Raw genomic sequence first — 17,153 nt, 5'->3', positions numbered from 1 at the left:
CGGATGGATGCCCTCGTCTCACAGCTCTTCGCGGGCCTCAGCCTGGGGTCGGTGCTGCTGCTCGCGGCGCTCGGCCTGGCGCTGACGTTCGGTCAGATGGGCGTCATCAACATGGCGCACGGCGAGTTCATGATGGCCGGCGCGTACACGGCGTTCGTCGTCCAGGGCGTGATCGCCGACGCGGGGGTCTCCCTGCTGGCGTCTCTGGTGATCGGGTTCGTCGTCGGCGGCCTGCTGGGCCTGCTCCTCGAGGTCACGCTCATCTCGCGGATGTACAAGCGGCCGCTGGACACCCTGCTGGTCACGTTCGGCGTCGCGCTGGTGCTCCAGCAGCTGGCCCGCGACGTGTTCGGCGCCCCGAACGTCGACGTCCGCGCCCCGGCGTTCCTGTCCGGCGCGGTGCAGATCCTCGGCGTGGGGATCCCGAAGACCCGGCTGTTCATCCTGGCGCTCGCGCTGCTGTGCGTGCTGGCGCTGTCCCTGCTGCTCAAGCTCAGCCCGCTCGGCCGGCGCATCCGGGCCACCGTGCAGAACCGCGACCTGGCGGAGACGTCCGGCATCTCGACGCGGGCGACGGACCGGCTCACGTTCTTCGTCGGCTCCGGCGTGGCCGGGGTCGCCGGGGTCGCGCTCACGCTGCTCGGGTCGGTCGGTCCGACGCTGGGTACCAACTACATCGTCGACGCGTTCCTCGTCGTGGTCGTCGGCGGCATCGGGCAGCTCAAGGGCGCGGTCATCGCGGCGTTCGCGCTCGGCCTGCTCCAGGCGGGCTTCGAGTACTCGACGACCGCGAGCATCGCCAAGGTGCTGCTGTTCGTGGTCATCGTCGCGTTCCTGCAGGTCAGGCCGCAGGGCCTCGTCTCGGTGCGCACGCGGAGCCTCGCGTGAGCCCCCGCGTCCGCCTGTGGGGTGGCCTGTTGATCGCCGCGGTGCTGCTGTTCGGCGTCGCGCCGGCCCTGCTCTCCGACTTCCGGCTGAACCTGCTGGCCAAGTTCTGCTGCCTCGCCATGGTCGCGGTCGGCATCGGCCTGGCCTGGGGGCGCGGTGGGATGCTCGTGCTCGGGCAGGGCGTGTTCTTCGGCCTCGGCGGCTACCTGATGGCGATGCACCTCAAGCTGTCCGACGCGGGCCCGGGCGGGGTGCCGGACTTCATGCTCCTGTACGGCGACGGCACGGTACCGGGCTGGTGGGAGCCGTTCCGGGACCCGGTGGTCACCATCCTCGCGATCCTGGTGCTGCCGGCCCTGCTGGCGACGCTGCTCGGGCTCGCGGTGTTCAAGCGGCGGGTGCGGGGCGCCTACTTCGCGATCCTGTCCCAGGCGCTCGCGGCGGCGTTCGCCATCCTGCTCGTCGGCCAGCAGAAGGTCACCGGCGGCACCAACGGGCTGAACGGGTTCCAGTCGTTCTTCGGGTTCACGCTCTCCGACCCGGTGAACAAGCGGATGCTCTACTTCATCGCCGCCGGGGTGTTGCTGGCCATGGTCGTCGTCGTCCGGCTGATCATGAACTCTCGATACGGGGAGCTCCTGGTCGCGGTGCGCGACGAGGAGAACCGCGTCCGGTTCCTCGGGTACGACCCTGCGATCGTCAAGGTGGTCGCCTACGCGATCGCCGCCTGCTTCGCGGCCATCGGCGGTGCGCTCTTCACGCCCATCGTCGGGATCATCTCCCCGGCCGACGTCGGCGTGGTGCCCTCCATCGGGTTCCTGGTCGGCGTCGCGATCGGCGGTCGGGCCACCCTGCTGGGGCCTGTGCTGGGTGCGATCGGCGTGTCCTGGGCCGAGACGTCGCTGTCGGAGTCGTTCCCGTCCTTCTGGATCTACTTCCAGGGCGCCCTGTTCATCCTCGTCGTGGCGTTCCTGCCCAACGGGCTCGCGACGATCGGCCGCCTGTTCCGGCGACGGCGCTCCGCTCCCGCGGAACCCGAGGCCCCCGTGCCCGAGCCCGCCGCCCTCGAGACCTCCGGGAAGACGACATGACCGAGCCGATGCCGACCACAGCCGCACCCCTGATCGGCGAGGGGTCGCTCGACCCCGACGCGCTCGAGACGGTGATCGCCGCCGACGAGACCCGGTTCCGGCACGACTACCTGGAGATCCGTGGCCTGCGGGTGGTCTTCGACGGGTTCGTCGCCGTGGCGGGTGTCGACCTCACGGTGACGCAGGGCGACCTGCGGTTCCTCATCGGGCCCAACGGCGCCGGCAAGACCACGATCGTCGACGCCATCACGGGGCTGGCGCCGGCCACCGGGTCCATCCGGTTCGGCGGGGTCGAGCTGGTGGGGAAGGCGTCGCACAAGGTCGCCCGCGCCGGGGTGGGTCGGACGTTCCAGACGGCCAGCGTGTTCGACGAGCTCACCGTGCTGCAGAACCTCGACATCGCGGCGGGGGCGGGTCGCAAGGCCCGCGTGATGCTGCGCCGGCGGAAGGGGATCCCGGACGCCGTCGAGGCCGCGCTCGAGACCGTCGGGCTCGCGCACGCACGGGACCTGCCCGCCGGGGTGCTCGCGCACGGGCAGAAGCAGTGGCTGGAGATCGGGATGCTGCTCGTGCAGGACGCCCGGCTGCTGCTGCTCGACGAGCCCGTGGCGGGCATGAGCCAGGCCGAGCGGGAGGAGACCGGGCAGCTGCTCCAGCGCATCGGCGCCCAGCGCACGGTGGTCGTCGTCGAGCACGACATGGAGTTCCTGCGCAGCTTCGCCTCGTCGGTGACCGTCCTCCACCAGGGCTCGGTGCTCAGCGAGGGGACGGTCGCGCAGGTGCAGGCGGACCCGAAGGTGGTCGAGGTGTACCTCGGTCGCGGTGCGGGTGCGCGCGGTTCTTCGAAGGAGGCGTCCTGATGCTTGCGCTCACCGGGGTGCACGTCGGCTACGGCCGCACGTCCGTGGTGCACGGGGTCGACGTGGAGGTCGCCGACGGCGGCGTCACGGCGATCATGGGGCACAACGGTGCCGGCAAGACGACGCTCCTGCGGGCGGCGGTCGGTCTGCTGCCGGTGCGCAGCGGGAAGGTCACGCTGTTCGGCGAGGACGTGTCCAAGCTGCGGCCCCACCAGCGCGTCCGGCGCGGTCTCGCCTACGTGCCGCAGGGCCAGCAGTCGTTCGGCCAGCTCACCGCGCGCGAGAACCTGCAGCTCGTCGCCGACGGTGCCGGGTCCGCCGGGGCGTCGCGCATGTCCGACGCGCTCGACCTGTTCCCGGCGCTGCGCGACCTGCTCGGCCGACGTGCCGGCCTCCTGTCCGGGGGGCAGCGCCAACAGCTCGCCATCGCCCGGGCGCTCCTGACCGGGCCGCGCGTCCTCATCCTCGACGAGCCCACCGAGGGCATCCAGCCGTCCGTCGTGCAGGAGATCGAGGACGCCATCGGCACGCTCAGCGCCGCCGGCCTGTCGGTGCTGCTGGTCGAGCAGCACGTCGGCTTCGCCCTCGGCGCGGCCGGGCAGTACTACGTGCTGGAGTCCGGGCGGGTGACCAGCTCGGGTGCGGGCGGAGCCGACCAGGAGGCCGACGTGCGCGCCGCGATGGCCCTATGAGGGGGGAGGTCTACGCTTCGTGACCATGAGCACGGGTGGGACGACCGGGCTGTCCGAGGATCCGCGGTCGCTGCGTGACGTGGTCTATCAGCAGCTGCGCGACGAGATCCTCAACGGACGCATCTCGCCGCGGGAGCGCCTGACCGAACCCAAGCTGGGCAAGCTCTTCGACGTGTCCCGCACCCCGGTCCGCGAGGCCCTGTCGCGACTGCTCTCCGACGGGCTCGTCGAGCGGACCGACTTCGGGTACGCGGTCGTCGTGCCGAGCCTCGAGGACCTGCGCAACCTCTACGAGCTGCGGATCACCCTCGAGCTGCGCGGCATCGCCCGGGCCATCGAGAACCCGCAGGTCCGGCACGACGACGAGCTGCTGCGCACCGAGCGGGAGAAGTGGGCCGAGCTGCGCGACGCCCCGCCGGAGCCCGACGCCAGCTTCGTGCTCTTCGACGAGGGCTTCCACCAGGTGCTCTCGAGGTCGTCGGGGAACACCCAGCTGACCGGCGCGCTGGTCACCGTGAACCAGAAGATCCGGGCCGTGCGCATGCACGACTTCGTCGAGACCGACCGCATCACGGCGACCATCGACGAGCACCTCGAGATCCTCGACCTCGTCCTCGCCCGGGAGCTGCCCTCCGCCCTCACCGCCCTGCACAAGCACGTGGGGGAGTCGCTGGAGGTCGTCATGCAGCGCGCGACGCAGTCGATGACCCGCATGGCGCTCGCGGGCTGACTAGCCCCCGAACCCCTCGTCCTCGCAGTCGCTCCCGCTGTAGCAGACCGGGAAGCGCGGGCGCTCCTCCGGTCCCGGGGTCGGGGCCGGCCTCCGCACGGACGTTCGGTGCCGATCGAGTGTCTCCGCCGGCGGCGCGACCCCGTCCGACGGCGGGATGATCCTCGTGCACGGCGTCTGCTCCGACGTGACCGAGCCGCGCCCACCCCAGAACGACCTCGGCGTGACCGTGACGGTGAGGCACACGCTGGTCGTCTGCTGGCTCGCCTTGATGACGCCGCGGGTGACGGAGGCGGTGAGCAGGACCTCCGTGGTCGTCGTGCCGTCCTCGTCGGTGGCGACGAAGCGGAACGGGTTGCCGGTCCCGTCCGTCAGCCCCTGGACGGCCGCTCGGCCCACGCTGTCGGGATCGTCGTACCGGACGGCACCGACCTGGTCGTGCAGTCGCTCGCGGGCGACCTCGAGCGAGTGCAGAAAGGGGTTCGCGTCGTCGCGCCGGATCTCGGCGACCGTCCGGGTCGCCCAGACCGCTGCCCCGCCCACCAGGAGCGCCGCGACACCGAGGGCGACGGCGGGTCGGCGTGGCCGTCGGGACCGGCCGGCCTCGTCCTGCGTCGTCGTCACGGCGACCACGATCCCGGACGAGCATCACGGCCCGGCCACGACGGGGCAACGATGTGGGTCAGCCGGCCACCGCGGCGACGACGCAGGCTCCGCCGACGACCAGGTCCAGCCCGATGCACCACAGGGCCAGCGACCGCGTGACCACGGCGTCGCGCCGGTAGTGGAGGACGTCCCACACCACGTGCGCCACCAGGGCGAGGCCGGCGATCGCGAGCCCGATGCGCGGCGCGAGCGCGAGGGCGATCAGCGCGACGCCGAGGTAGCCGGCCGCCGCCAGCGCCTGCGGGACGGTGAGCCGCGGCCGCAGGACGAGACCGATGCCGGTGAGGATCACCGCGGACGCGACGAGGACGGCGGTCCGGGGGACGTCCAGCGCCCCGGCCACCACGACGAGGACCGCGAACGTCCAGGCGGCGACCCACCCGACCCAGCGCCGCCCGGCGACCGCCGCGGTGAGGTAGCCGAGGACGGCGATGCCGATCACCGTGGTCGGCTGCATGCTCGTGAGGCCGTCGTCGTCGCCGCCCGGCAGGATCATGAGCACCCCGGTGGCCACCCCCAGGGCGACCCAGGCCACCGGGGCCCACGTCCGCGCCGGGGCCGAGCGTTCCGTGGGTGCTGCGACGTCTGCGGTGCTCATGCGGATGTCCTCCTCCGTATCGTGAACTAATGTTCATGAACGGTAGTTCATGTATTCTTCCAGCGTCAACGACGGGAGAGACGTGTGACCCCCCGACCCGCCCTGGACGTCGACGCCCTGCGCACGACGCTCCTCGCGCACGCCCGGACCGTGATCGCCCGCGACGGCGTGGACGGCCTGACGATGCGGGCCCTCGCGTCCGAGGCGGGCATGGCGGTCGGCATGTCGTACAAGGCGTTCTCCTCGCGGGAGGACCTGCTGGGGGAGCTGACCTGGCGCTCGCTCGCGGACCTGGCGAGAGAGCTCGACGAGTGGGCCGCACGTCCGGGTGGCACCCTCGCCGACCGGCTCCTGGAGTTCTCCGACGTCCAGCTCGCCTCGGACGCGCCCGCGCTCGTCGCCCACCTCAGCCGGTCGACGGGCGACGACGGCCCGCTGCGCGTCGCGGTGGAGGCCGGCGTCACGCGCTCGTGGGCGACCGTCATGACGGACTTCCTCGCGGCCCGTCAGCGCGACGGGGACGTGCGCGACGACGTGGACGTCGAGGCGTTCGGCTTCCTGCTGACCGCCGCGCTGCACCACGTGATGGTCGCCGAGGAGCCGTTCCCCGCACCGGACCGCACGACGCTCTCGCGGTACGTCGCCGCAGTCGCGGCGCAGCTGACCGTGCACGGGAAGGTGTAACGCACCGTTTACGCGAGCGCGTGGGGCGGGAAACACGGCGTCTCTAGCGTGCCGGATACCGGGGTGTATACATCCCGTGCCGGACGCCCTGGGGGAGTGCGGCCCACGCACCACCGCACCCGGGGGACGCCGTGTTCGACACCCTGCTCGTGGCCAACCGCGGCGAGATCGCCGTCCGCATCCTGCGCAGCGCGCGCGAGCTCGGCCTCAAGACCGTCGCCGTGTACTCCGACGCGGACGCCGCCGCCCCGCACGTGCGGCTCGCCGACGTCGCCGTGCGCCTCGGCCCCGCCGCGGCCGGCGAGAGCTACCTGCGACCCGAGCTGGTGCTGCACGCGGCGTCCGAGACCGGGGCGGGCGCGATCCACCCCGGGTACGGGTTCCTGTCGGAGAACGCGCAGTTCGCCCGCGAGGTCGAGGCGGCGGGCATCGCGTTCGTCGGGCCGACGGCCACGCAGCTGTCGGTGTTCGGCGACAAGCACCAGGCGCGCGAGGCGGCCCAGGCGGCAGGTGTCCCGCTGGTCGCCGGGAGCGGGCTGCTGGCCTCGGTCGACGAGGCGCTCGCGGCGGCGTCCGTCGTCGGCTATCCCGTCATGGTCAAGGCCGTCGGCGGCGGAGGCGGGATCGGCATGCAGGCGTGCGCCGACGCCGACCAGCTGGTGGCCGCGTTCGACCGCGTGCAGCGGCTCGCGGCGGCGAGCTTCGGCAGCGCCGGGGTGTTCCTGGAGCGGTTCGTGTCCCGCGCCCGGCACCTGGAGGTGCAGGTGTTCGGCGACGGCGCCGGCCGCGTGGTGAGCCTCGGGGGCCGCGACTGCTCGCTGCAGCGGCGCAACCAGAAGGTCGTCGAGGAGGCCCCGGCGCCCGCCCTGCCCGACGACGTCCGCGCGATGCTGCACGAGTCCGCCCGGGCGCTCACCGCGTCCGTGTCCTACCGGTCCGCGGGGACGGTCGAGTACGTCTACGACGTCGACCGCGGCGAGGCGTCGTTCCTCGAGGTCAACACCCGGCTGCAGGTCGAGCACCCGGTGACCGAGGCCGTGACGCGCGTCGACCTGGTGGCGTGGATGCTGCAGCTGGCCCAGGGCGACGCGTCGTTCCTGGACGACGTGCCCGACGAGGGCCCGGCTATCGAGGGGCACGCCGTCGAGGTCCGCGTGTACGCGGAGGATCCGCGCAAGGACTACCAGCCCAGCGCCGGCCTGCTCACCGAGGTGGTCTACCCCGACGACCCGACGGTCCGGGTCGACGCCTGGGCGGAGACCGGGCAGGAGGTGACCAGCCACTACGACCCGATGCTCGCCAAGGTGATCGTGCACGCACCGGGTCGCACCGAGGCGTTCGCGGCGTCGCGGCGTGCGCTCGCGGCCACCCGGTTCACCGGGGTGCAGACGAACCTCCCGCTCCTGCGCGAGGCCGTCGCGCTGCCCGACGTCCTCGCCGGCACGCACACGACCGGCACCCTGGCGGGCGTCACCGACGACGAGCCGTACATCGACGTCGTCCGCCCCGGCGTGATGACGACCGTGCAGGACTGGCCGGGTCGGCTCGGCTTCTGGGACGTCGGCATCTCGCCGTCGGGGCCGATGGACGACCTCTCCTTCCGGCTGGGCAACCGCGCGCTGGGCAACGCCGAGGGCGCGGCCGGGCTGGAGTGCACGCTGACCGGACCGCGGCTGCGGTTCAGCCACGAGACGGTGGTCTGCGTGACGGGTGCGTCCGCGCCGGTCACCGTCGACGGGTCGCCCGTGCCGCAGTGGGAGCCGGTGACCGTGCCCGCCGGAGGCATCCTCGACGTCGGCGCGCCGCACGACGCCGGCCTGCGCACCTACGTCCTGCTGCGCGGCGGGCTGGACGTCCCGTTGTACCTCGGCTCCGCCTCGACCTTCTCGATGGGCGGCTTCGGCGGGTACACCGGCCGCGCGCTCGTCGTCGGCGACACCCTCGTGCCCGGTGTCCCGCTCGGCCCGCCGCCCGTCGGCGTGCCGGAGGACGTCCGGCCGCAGCTGGTGCACGAGTGGGAGGTCGCGGTCCAGGAGGGACCGCAGCCGGCGCCCTCGTACTTCACGGCTGCGGACATGGAGATGTTCTACGCCGCCACCTGGCAGGTGCAGACGCACGCCAACCGCACCGGCATCCGGCTCACCGGGCCCAAGCCCCAGTGGGCGCGGCCCGACGGCGGCGAGGCGGGCCTGCACCCGTCGAACCTGCACGACAACCCGTACTCGGTCGGTGCGCTGAACGTCTCGGGCGACACCCCGATCCTGCTCGGTCCCGACGGGCCCAGCCTCGGCGGGTTCGCCTGCCCGCTGACCGTCGTGGTCGGCCACCGCTGGAAGATGGGCCAGATCCGGCCCGGCGACACCGTCCGGCTCGTGCCCGTGCCCGACGCCACCGCGGACGCCCTGCGCACCGACGACGCCCTGCGCGCGTCCGCGCACCTGGGACCCGACGTGCTGACCGGTCCCGACGGGGACGACGGCGTGCTGGCGCGGATCACCGGTGATCCCGACGTCGTCTACCTGCGCGGCGGCGACGACAACGTGCTCGTCGAGTACGGCCCGATGGTGCTCGACCTCGGGCTGCGCATGCGGGTGCACGCGCTCGGCGAGGCGCTCACGGGCACGCCGGGCGTCATCGACATCACGCCGGGCGTCCGCAGCCTGCACGTGCATGTCGACCCGTCGGTGATCTCGGTGCGCGCCCTGGTCGACGTCCTGGTCGCCCTGGAGCACTCGCTGCCCGCGACCGAGGACCTCGTCGTCCCCAGCCGGCGCATCCACCTGCCGCTGTCCTTCGACGACCCCGTGATCGCCGAGGCCGTCGCGCGTTACCAGGCCGGCGTCCGGCCGGACGCCCCCTGGCTGCCGTCGAACATCGAGTTCGTCCGGCGCATCAACGGCCTGCCGTCCACCGACGACGTGTTCGACACGATGATGGCCGCCGAGTACCTCGTCCTCGGCCTCGGCGACGTCTACCTCGGCGCCCCGCTGGCCGTCCCGCTCGACCCCCGGCACCGCCTCATGACCACCAAGTACAACCCCGCCCGCACCTGGACCGCCGCGGACACCGTCGGCCTCGGCGGCCAGTACCTGTGCGTCTACGGCATGGACTCGCCCGGCGGGTACCAGCTGGTCGGCCGCACCGTGCCCATCTGGTCGGGGCACCGGCAGCGCGGGGTGTTCGAGCCCGGCAAGCCGTGGCTGCTCCGCTTCTTCGACCGCGTGGTCTGGCACCCGGTCGCGGCCGACGAGCTGCTCGCGCAGCGCGACGCGTTCGCGTCCGGGCGCCTCGACGTCGAGGTCGAGCACGGCACGTTCTCCTACCGCGAGCACCTGGCCATGCTCGCCGAGCACGCCGACGACATCGCCGAGTTCCAGGCACGGCAGGCCGCTGCGTTCGCCGACGAGCGCGCCGCGTGGGAGCTCGCCGGCGAGTTCGCCACCGCCGAGGAGGAACTCGGCCACTCCGGCGACCTCGCCTCCGGGCCGGGGGAGATCGAGCTGCTCGACGGGTGCGTCCTGGTCGAGGCGCCGATGGTCGGCAGCGTCTGGCGGATCGAGGCGCAGGCCGGTGAGCAGGTGCGGGAAGGTGATCTGCTGATCGCGCTGGAGGCCATGAAGCTGGAGCTGGGCGTCGCGGCACCCGCCGACGGGACCGTCCTGAAGGTCCTCGTCGAACCCGGGCAGCACGTGGCACCCGGCGCGCCGCTGGCGATCTTGGCGGTGGGCGCGTGACGCGCACGACGATGGACGGCATGACGACGGACGAGGAGACCAGCGGGGTGCGGGACGGTGTGATGGGGACGGAAGCGATGCCCGTGCGGGCGCCAGAGACGGCGCCGGCGGACCTGACCGCGCTGACGGACGGGAGCGCCGCCGCCCCCGTCACCGGCGTGGCCGAGGCCCGCGTCCGGCGCGCGTACGCGCGGATCGCCGAGGTCGACCGGCCCGAGGTGTGGATCACCCTGCTGCCCGAGGCGGCCGCGATCGCCGCGGCGCGAGAGGTCGACGCACGGCTGGCCGCCGGCGCGGTGCTGCCGCTCGCCGGGCGCACGCTCGCCGTCAAGGACAACGTCGACGTCGCCGGGCTGCCGACGACGGCCGCGTGCCCGTCGTTCGCGACCGACCCCGCGGGCCGGCCAGGTCCGGCCCGGACGAGCGCGCCCGCCGTCCAGGCGCTGCTCGACGCCGGTGCGGTCGTCCTCGGCAAGACCAACCTCGACCAGTTCGCGACGGGGCTCGTCGGTGTCCGCAGCCCGTTCGGCGCCGTCCGGCACGCCACGCTCCCGGACCGCGTCTCGGGCGGGTCGAGCTCCGGGTCCGCCGTCGCCGTGGCGCTCGGCATCGCGGACATCGGGATCGGCACCGACACGGCCGGGTCCGGGCGCGTCCCCGCGGCGTTCGGTGCGCTCGTCGGCATCAAGACCACCCTCGGCCTCGTCCCGACCACCGGGGTCGTCCCCGCCTGCCGCAACTACGACGTCGTGACCACGTTCACGCGGGACCTCGACCTCGGTGTCGTGGCCACCCGCACCATGGTCGGTGCGGACCCGTCCGACCCCGCACGGCGGCCCTGGCCCGCCGACGTGCGCCTCGGTCTGCCGTCCGCCGCGGTCGTCGCCGTGCCGCGCGACGAGGACCTCGCACCGCTGTCGCCCGGCTGGCGTGCGGCCTTCCGCGCGTCGGTCGACGCCGTCCGTGCGGTCGGCGCACAGGTCAGGACGGTCGACATCTCCGGGATGCTGTCGGCCGCGCGGCTGCTGTACGACGGCGCGATCGTCGCCGAGCGGTACGAGGCGGTCGGCGCGTTCCTCACCGACGCACCCGACGCGGACCCCACCGTGCGCTCGATCATCCTGGCCGGCCGCGACACCCCGGCGCACGCCTACGTCGCCGACCGCGCCCGGCTCGCCACCGCGAAGGTGGAGGCAGCCGCGGTCCTGGACGGCTGCGACCTGCTCCTGCTGCCGACCACGACCGAGCACCCGACGATCGCCGCGGTGCAGGCCGACCCGGTGGCGATCAACCGCCGTCTGGGCACGTACACGAACTTCGTCAACCTCCTCGACATGGCTGCCGTCGCGATCCCCTCCGGAGAGGCGGACGGCGGTCCCTTCGGCGTCACGGTGCTGTCCCGCGCCTTCGACGACCAGCTGGCCCTGGACCTGGCGGCCCGCCTCCTGGCGCACGCACCCGGCGACGCCGACGACGAGCCCTCTGACCACCTGCTCGTCGAGGCCGGGGTCGACGTCCTCGTCGTCGGGGCCCACCTGCGTGGCCAGCCGCTGAACCGCGAGCTGACCGCGCTCGGTGCCCGGTTCCGCCGGACCGTCCGCACGTCCGACGCCTACCGCCTGGTCGCGCTCGACACCCAGCCCCGCAAGCCGGGCCTGGTGCGGGCAGGGTCGGGGGCGGGCGCGCCGATCGTGGGGGAGGTCTGGCGGCTCTCGCCCGGTGCGCTCGGCCGGATGCTCGCGGGGCTGCCGTCCCCGATGTCGCTCGGGCAGGTGGAGCTGGAGGACGGTACCTGGGTGGTCGGCTTCGGCTGCACGGCCGAGTCCGGCGCTGCCGGCGCGGACATCACGGCGACCGGCGGCTGGGTGGAGGCCCTCCGCCGGGGCCTCTGACCCCCGACCGCCACGACCACCGAGGTCCGGCGACCCGACACCGCGATCGCCCGTCGGCTACCGACGTCGCTCGCGGTCGCGCGCCGGCACCCGGAGCCCGGACGCGCGGAGCCGCCGGATCAGCTCCTTGGCGCTCACCAGCTCCGCCCCCAGCGCGACCAGCTCGTCGATCCGCTGGTCGGGGACGTCGTAGTGGTCCCGGTCGAACCCCCGCGGGGGGATGCCGGCCCGGGTGGCGAACGCGTGCAGCTCCTCCAGCGAGGAGTCGCTGACCAGGTGACCCCAGAGCATGCCGTGGTTCGGCCACATCGGAGGGTCCACGAGCACGGTCACCGCCCGAGCGTAGGCGCAGGGCCGCGCCGGCTACACGGTGAACAGGCGAGAGGCCTGCGTCTCGGCCTCGGCGTAGGTGTGCGCCGCCGACTGCATCGCGGCGACGATCTGCTCCAGCGACGCGTCAAGCCGGGTCTCCGTGGCCGTCCAGTCGGCGAGCACCCCGGTGAACGCCGTGGCGGCCGCGCCGCGCCATGACCCCTGCAGCTCGGCCAGCTGCCGGTGCATCGCCGCGACCTCGCTGCGGATCGTTCCTGCGCGGACCTGCACGCTCGCCGCGGCCGTCGCGACCTGCGCGCTGTCGACCTCGTACCTGCTCATCGGGGACCTCCGTCGGTGGTGGCCGGGCGGTCCCGGCTCGTGTCCGAGGACGCTACGAGCGGCGGTGGCCCTCCGACGCGCCTGCGCCCCGGTCCGGGGACGGACCGGGGCGCAGGTGGGCTGTGGGCGGCTCGGGGCAGGTCGCGGGGACGGACCCCGGCGCGGTCAGCCGAACTGGAGCGAGCCCTCGACGTACTGGGCGCCCGGGTTGCACCGAGCCGTCGAGTAGCCGTCGCCACCGAACCGGCGCCACTCGCCCACGACCACGTACCGGCGCGCGAGGTCGTACGGCTGGCAGGTCGCGGTGATGCGGTACGAGCCGGGGAGGCCCCAGCAGCGCTGCGACCAGCCGTTCGAGTAGTACCTCGTGTCGCACCCACCGGCCTGGGCGGCGGGCGCGGCGGCCACCCCCACGCCGGAGACCAGCAGGAGGGCAGTCAGGACACGGGCGACGGTGCGGCGCATAGGACATCCCTTCGGAGGAGGTCCGGCGGACCTCGGCGCCGGGCAGCCTACTGAGGCTGCGCGGGGCCCGCCCGTCGAGCGCTCTCGACCGCAGGCGCGTCAGGTACGAGCCGCGTTCGACCCCTCGGCGTCGGCCCCACGCGTCGTGCTGGCGGCCTCCTCCGCCGCGGCGGCGTCGATCCCGCGCAGCTCCTTCTCCAGCCGCTGCAGCTCGCCGGACAGGTTCTGCCGGGCGGCCTCCTCCCACGCCGACCCGAGCGGGCTGACGAACAGCGAGGGCCGGGCGAGGAGCTTGTGGATGATGCGGACGCGCGCGCGCACGTAGTCCTCGAGCGGCAGGTGCGAGTACTCGGTGCGGATGTCCTGCACGTACGCCTTGTACTTCTGCGGCTCGGTGGCGAGCATCGCGAGGTCCGCGTCGCACAGGACCGCGCAGTCGAAGTCCGACGGGTTGGGGGCGTGCCGGACGAGGGCGACCACGAGGTCGTGCACCCGCTGGGCGCGGGCCTCCGGGACGCCGAGCGCGATCAGCTCGTCGTAGGCGAGCCGCGCGCTGGCGATCTCGTCCTCGCCGCCGCGGTTGGCGTAGGCCTTGCGGTCGGCGGCGTCGAAGATCGCGCCGTGGTACCAGGCCGCGAGCCGCACGACGTCGGGCTGGTGCGTCTCCTCGACCAGCTCGTCGACGCGGATGAGGACGTCGACCAGGTGCTTCAGGTTGTGGAAGGAGCGTCCGGGCGAGCCCCAGCGGTCCACCAGCGCCTGGCCGGCGTCGCGGATCTGCTCGGTCGGCGCGGTGGCGCCAGCCCCGACGGCGCTGCGCACGAATGCGGACAACAACCACTGCGGTGCGTCATGGACGCCCATGGATCAGCCTTACTCCGACGGTAGGAACCCGTCATGTTAGCCCTCACACCTGAGGGTCGTGGGCCGGAACGGGGAGCGTGATCCGGACGGTCGTCCCGCCCCCGGGTGTCTGCGCGAGACGCACGGAACCGTCGTGCGCGTCGACGATCGCGGCGACGATCGCCATGCCCAGGCCCGCCCCGCCCGAGTCGCGACCGCGGCTCGCGTCGACCCGGTAGAACCGCTCGAACACGCGCGCGGCGTGCTCGGGGTCGATGCCGGGGCCGTGGTCGCGCACCTCGATCGCACCCTCGCCGGACGGCAGGTGGCCGACGGCGATCTCGACGGGGGTGCCCGGCGGCGTGTGCTGGACGGCGTTGCCGACGAGGTTGGCCAGCACCTGGCGCAGGCGCGACTCCTCGCCGACGACGACGCACGGACCGCCCTCGGCGCCCTCGACGAGCGGGACCAGCCGCGTGGCCCGTGCGGGGTCGAGGGCGTGCAGGTCGCTGACCGCGTCGGCGGCGAGCACGGTGAGGTCGACGGGACCGGTGCGCATCGGCCGACCCTCGTCGAGCCGGGCGAGCGCGAGCAGGTCCTCGACGAGCGCGCCCATGCGCGTGGCGGACTGCTCGATGCGGCGCAGGGTGTCGTCGACCTGCTCGGTCGTGGTGAGCGCACCCATGCGGTACAGCTCGCCGTAGCCGCGGATCGTCGCCAGCGGGGTGCGGAGCTCGTGCGAGGCGTCGGCGACGAACCGGCGCATGCGGGCCTCGGAGGCCGTCTGTGCGCCGAACGCCATCTCGATCTGCGCCAGCATCCCGTTCAGCGCCGCGCTGAGCCGGCCGACCTCGGTGTGCTCGTCGGCGGCCGGAACACGCTGGGACAGGTCGCCGGCGGCGATGGCCGCGGCGGTGGTCTCGATCTCGCGCAGCGGCCGCAGGGAGCGGTGGACCGCCCACGTGCCCGCCGCGGCGCCGAGCAGGACGATGCCCAGCCCCGTCAGCAGGAGCACGAGGCTCATGTGCCGGACGGTGCGCTCGATGTCCCCGAGCGGCAGCGCCACCACGATCGAGCCCGCCGGCGTGCCGTCGGCGGTGTAGATCGGGTACGCGACGGCCCGCCACGTGGACCCGGGACGGGTGGAGCCGACGGTGAACGGCTCGCCCTCGCCGTCCTCGAGCTGCGCGGTGCTCAGGTCGGGGATGGTGGGGGTGCCGTACCGGGCGGCCGCGGTCTGGGAGATGTCCGCGTTGTCGACGTTCCCGACCTCGACGCGCACGTAGTAGTCGCTGGGGGTCATGCTGCCGCCGAAGCCGCGGCTGAGGGACTGCACGGTGCTCTGGGCCAGCTCCGAGCCCTCTGTCCGCAGCTTGTTGTCGACCTGGTCGACCAGCGTGCCCCCGAGCAGCGCGGCGCTGATGGCGCCCGCCAGGACGAGACCCACGGCCAGCAGCACGGTGACGATGCCGACGAGCCGGGAGGCGAGCGTCGTGCCCGCCCACCAGCCGCGCAGCGCGCCGAGCCGGCGACGAGGGGCAGGTGGCGCGTACTGCTCGGCGGTCTCGTCGACGAGCACGTCAGCCGTCACGACGACTCGCGCAGCAGGTAGCCCACCCCACGCTTGGTGTGGATGAGCGGAGGCAGGCGCCGGCCGTCGGCGTCGTCGAGCTGGTCGACCTTGCGCCGCAGGTAGGAGATGTAGGACTCGACGATGTTCGCGTCGCCGCCCCAGTCGTACTGCCAGACGTGGTCGAGGATCTGCGACTTCGACAGCACGCGCCCCGGGTTGAGCATGAGGTAGCGCAGGAGCTTGAACTCGGTGGGGGACAGGTCGACCGGGTGGCCCGCGCGGACCACCTCGTGCGAGTCCTCGTCGAGCTCGAGGTCGGCGTACCGCAGCACGCTGCTGTCGTCGTCGAGACCCGGCCGCGTCCGGCGCAGGACCGCGCGGATCCGGGCGACGACCTCCTCCAGGCTGAAGGGCTTGGTCACGTAGTCGTCGCCGCCGACCGTCAGGCCCTGGACCTTGTCCGCCGTGTCGTCGCGCGCGGTCAGGAACAGCACGGGGACGTGCTGACCCTTCTCCCGGAGGCGTCGGGTGACCGTGAACCCGTCCATGTCGGGGAGCATGACGTCGAGCACCACGAGGTCCGGCTCGACCTCGCGCGCGAGGCGCAGCGCGGAGCCGCCGTCGGCCGCGGCGTAGACCTCGAAGCCGGCGAAGCGCAGGGACGTCGCCAGGAGCTCGCGGATGTTGGGCTCGTCGTCGACGACGAGCAGACGCGCTTCCGGGGTGCCCGACGAGTGGGGTGTCGACATAGTGCGAGTGTGGACCGCATCCCTGGGAGTTGTCTGGACGAACACCGAACGGGAAAGCGTCACCCGGATGTGATGACGCGCACGCGTAACAGATTCATCCGCTCGGCAAATATGGACGACTGACCTGCAACCGGACAGACGGGGCGTCGATTCTCTGTCGATCGGGGTGCCGACGGGGGTACCGTCTGCGCGTGACCACCCCCCTGCACGGCGACCGTCGCCCGGTCGTCACCGTCATCCAGAGCTCTCCCGACGTCCCCCTCGACCGCTTCGGCGAGTGGCTCGGCGACGTCGAGCTGCGCATCGTCGCGGCGTTCGCCGGTGAGAGCGTTCCCGTCGCGAGCGAGGTCGGCGACGGCCTCGTCGTCCTCGGCGGGCACATGTCGACCTACGACGACGCAGGAGCCCCGTGGCTGCCGGAGCTGCGCGCCCTGCTCGCCGACGCGAGCGCCCAGGGCGTCCCCACGCTCGGCATCTGCCTCGGTGCCCAGCTGCTCGCCGCAGCGCGCGGCGGCCGCGTGCAGGTCGCGGCCCCTCCCGGGCGCGAGTCGGGGATCATCGACGTGCGCTGGCGCCCCGAGGCCGCCGGCGACGCCGTCGTCGGTGCCGTCGCTGCGCTCGCCGACAGCCGGCACAGCACCCCGCAGCCCAGCATGCACGCGGACGCCGTCGTCGACCTGCCCCGCGGCGCGGTCTGGCTGGCCTCCTCCGCCATGTACCCGTACCAGGCGTTCCGGATCGGCTCGGCCTGGGGTGTGCAGTTCCACCCCGAGGCCGGCGCGGACACCCTGCGCGGCTGGGCCGACAGCCACGACGACGTCGACACCGACGCCGTGCTGGCCGCCTACGCCGCCCGCCGGGACGACGTCGAGACCGTCGGCCGCACGCTGGCCGAGTCGTTCGCCGCCCACGTCCGCACCAAGGCCGACGAGCCCGAGCCCGTCGCCGTCTGACCCACGCACGAGAGCGCCCGTCCCCTGCGAGAGGGAACGGGCGCTCTCGTCGTCTCAGCCGAGCTCGGCCTCAGCCCTCGG

General features: G+C 73.5%; 17 protein-coding genes. 9 read left to right on the top strand and 8 right to left on the bottom strand.

The window, feature by feature from the left end; translation table 11 throughout:
• Nucleotides 1-3 precede the first annotated feature (3 nt).
• Genes urtB through CXY01_RS19210 form a run of 5 tightly spaced genes read left to right on the top strand, consistent with a single transcriptional unit; the run spans nucleotide 4 to nucleotide 4,261 of the window.
• Complete coding sequence (gene urtB / locus CXY01_RS19230) at nucleotides 4-888, top strand: urea ABC transporter permease subunit UrtB (protein WP_146930971.1); 885 nt, start codon at nucleotides 4-6, stop codon at nucleotides 886-888.
• Nucleotides 885-1,979 carry an urea ABC transporter permease subunit UrtC gene (gene urtC, locus CXY01_RS19225; RefSeq protein ID WP_146930968.1) on the top strand — a complete coding sequence of 365 codons (1,095 nt, stop codon included), beginning with the start codon at nucleotides 885-887 and terminating at the stop codon, nucleotides 1,977-1,979. Before urtB ends, urtC begins: the two co-directional genes overlap by 4 nt.
• Nucleotides 1,976-2,839: an urea ABC transporter ATP-binding protein UrtD gene (gene urtD / locus CXY01_RS19220; RefSeq protein WP_222594597.1), complete on the top strand. Its 864-nt coding sequence runs from the start codon at nucleotides 1,976-1,978 to the stop codon at nucleotides 2,837-2,839. Before urtC ends, urtD begins: the two co-directional genes overlap by 4 nt.
• Nucleotides 2,839-3,531 (top strand): urea ABC transporter ATP-binding subunit UrtE, encoded by a 693-nt coding sequence (urtE, locus tag CXY01_RS19215; protein ID WP_146930964.1) that lies wholly within the window; start codon nucleotides 2,839-2,841, stop codon nucleotides 3,529-3,531. Before urtD ends, urtE begins: the two co-directional genes overlap by 1 nt.
• Nucleotides 3,532-3,556: 25 nt before the next feature.
• Nucleotides 3,557-4,261 (top strand): GntR family transcriptional regulator, encoded by a 705-nt coding sequence (locus CXY01_RS19210; RefSeq protein ID WP_146930961.1) that lies wholly within the window; start codon nucleotides 3,557-3,559, stop codon nucleotides 4,259-4,261.
• On the opposite strand, the gene CXY01_RS19205 is transcribed toward CXY01_RS19210, so the two are convergent.
• Both CXY01_RS19205 and CXY01_RS19200 read right to left on the bottom strand, forming a co-directional pair.
• The gene (locus CXY01_RS19205; RefSeq protein ID WP_146930958.1) at nucleotides 4,262-4,885 is read right to left on the bottom strand and encodes a hypothetical protein; all 624 of its coding nucleotides are present in this window, start codon (nucleotides 4,883-4,885) and stop codon (nucleotides 4,262-4,264) included.
• Between the two features lie 58 nt (nucleotides 4,886-4,943).
• Nucleotides 4,944-5,525 (bottom strand): hypothetical protein, encoded by a 582-nt coding sequence (locus tag CXY01_RS19200; protein ID WP_146930955.1) that lies wholly within the window; start codon nucleotides 5,523-5,525, stop codon nucleotides 4,944-4,946.
• A gap of 84 nt (nucleotides 5,526-5,609) precedes the next feature.
• Here CXY01_RS19200 and CXY01_RS19195 point away from each other — a divergent pair, with 84 nt between their 5' ends.
• From CXY01_RS19195 to atzF, 3 genes are all read left to right on the top strand, one after another.
• A complete protein-coding gene (locus CXY01_RS19195; protein WP_146930952.1) occupies nucleotides 5,610-6,209 on the top strand; it encodes a TetR/AcrR family transcriptional regulator in 600 nt (199 codons plus the stop codon).
• Nucleotides 6,210-6,340: 131 nt separating this feature from the next.
• Entirely contained in the window at nucleotides 6,341-9,943 is a 3,603-nt protein-coding gene (gene uca, locus CXY01_RS19190) for an urea carboxylase (RefSeq protein WP_146930949.1), read from the top strand.
• The gene (atzF, locus tag CXY01_RS19185; RefSeq protein WP_246125497.1) at nucleotides 9,940-11,835 is read left to right on the top strand and encodes an allophanate hydrolase; all 1,896 of its coding nucleotides are present in this window, start codon (nucleotides 9,940-9,942) and stop codon (nucleotides 11,833-11,835) included. Before uca ends, atzF begins: the two co-directional genes overlap by 4 nt.
• 57 nt (nucleotides 11,836-11,892) lie before the next feature.
• Here atzF and CXY01_RS19180 read toward each other — a convergent pair whose 3' ends face one another.
• The 6 genes from CXY01_RS19180 to CXY01_RS19155 all read right to left on the bottom strand — a co-directional run bounded on the left by CXY01_RS19180 (nucleotide 11,893) and on the right by CXY01_RS19155 (nucleotide 16,119).
• Nucleotides 11,893-12,168, bottom strand: a complete 276-nt coding sequence (locus CXY01_RS19180) for a DUF4031 domain-containing protein (RefSeq protein WP_146930946.1) — start codon at nucleotides 12,166-12,168, stop codon at nucleotides 11,893-11,895.
• 30 nt (nucleotides 12,169-12,198) lie between these two features.
• Entirely contained in the window at nucleotides 12,199-12,489 is a 291-nt protein-coding gene (locus tag CXY01_RS19175) for a WXG100 family type VII secretion target (protein WP_146930943.1), read from the bottom strand.
• A gap of 165 nt (nucleotides 12,490-12,654) precedes the next feature.
• The gene (locus tag CXY01_RS19170; RefSeq protein ID WP_146930940.1) at nucleotides 12,655-12,954 is read right to left on the bottom strand and encodes a hypothetical protein; all 300 of its coding nucleotides are present in this window, start codon (nucleotides 12,952-12,954) and stop codon (nucleotides 12,655-12,657) included.
• 99 nt (nucleotides 12,955-13,053) lie between these two features.
• Entirely contained in the window at nucleotides 13,054-13,818 is a 765-nt protein-coding gene (locus CXY01_RS19165; RefSeq protein ID WP_146930937.1) for an HD domain-containing protein, read from the bottom strand.
• A 43-nt stretch (nucleotides 13,819-13,861) separates the two neighbouring features.
• Nucleotides 13,862-15,388, bottom strand: a complete 1,527-nt coding sequence (locus tag CXY01_RS19160; RefSeq protein WP_146930934.1) for a sensor histidine kinase — start codon at nucleotides 15,386-15,388, stop codon at nucleotides 13,862-13,864.
• On the bottom strand, nucleotides 15,385-16,119 hold the full coding sequence (locus CXY01_RS19155; protein WP_146930931.1) for a response regulator transcription factor: 735 nt from the start codon (nucleotides 16,117-16,119) through the stop codon (nucleotides 15,385-15,387). Before CXY01_RS19155 ends, CXY01_RS19160 begins: the two co-directional genes overlap by 4 nt.
• Nucleotides 16,120-16,310: 191 nt before the next feature.
• Between CXY01_RS19155 and CXY01_RS19150 the strand changes: the two genes are divergently transcribed.
• Nucleotides 16,311-17,072 (top strand): type 1 glutamine amidotransferase, encoded by a 762-nt coding sequence (locus CXY01_RS19150; protein WP_246125496.1) that lies wholly within the window; start codon nucleotides 16,311-16,313, stop codon nucleotides 17,070-17,072.
• Nucleotides 17,073-17,153 lie beyond the last annotated feature (81 nt).

The sequence above is a fragment of the Cellulomonas xylanilytica genome (assembly GCF_007989805.1).
Classification (GTDB): domain Bacteria; phylum Actinomycetota; class Actinomycetes; order Actinomycetales; family Cellulomonadaceae; genus Cellulomonas; species Cellulomonas xylanilytica.
The sequence above is the reverse complement of the archived record's forward strand: the minus strand, read 5'-3'. Positions and strand labels throughout refer to the sequence as shown.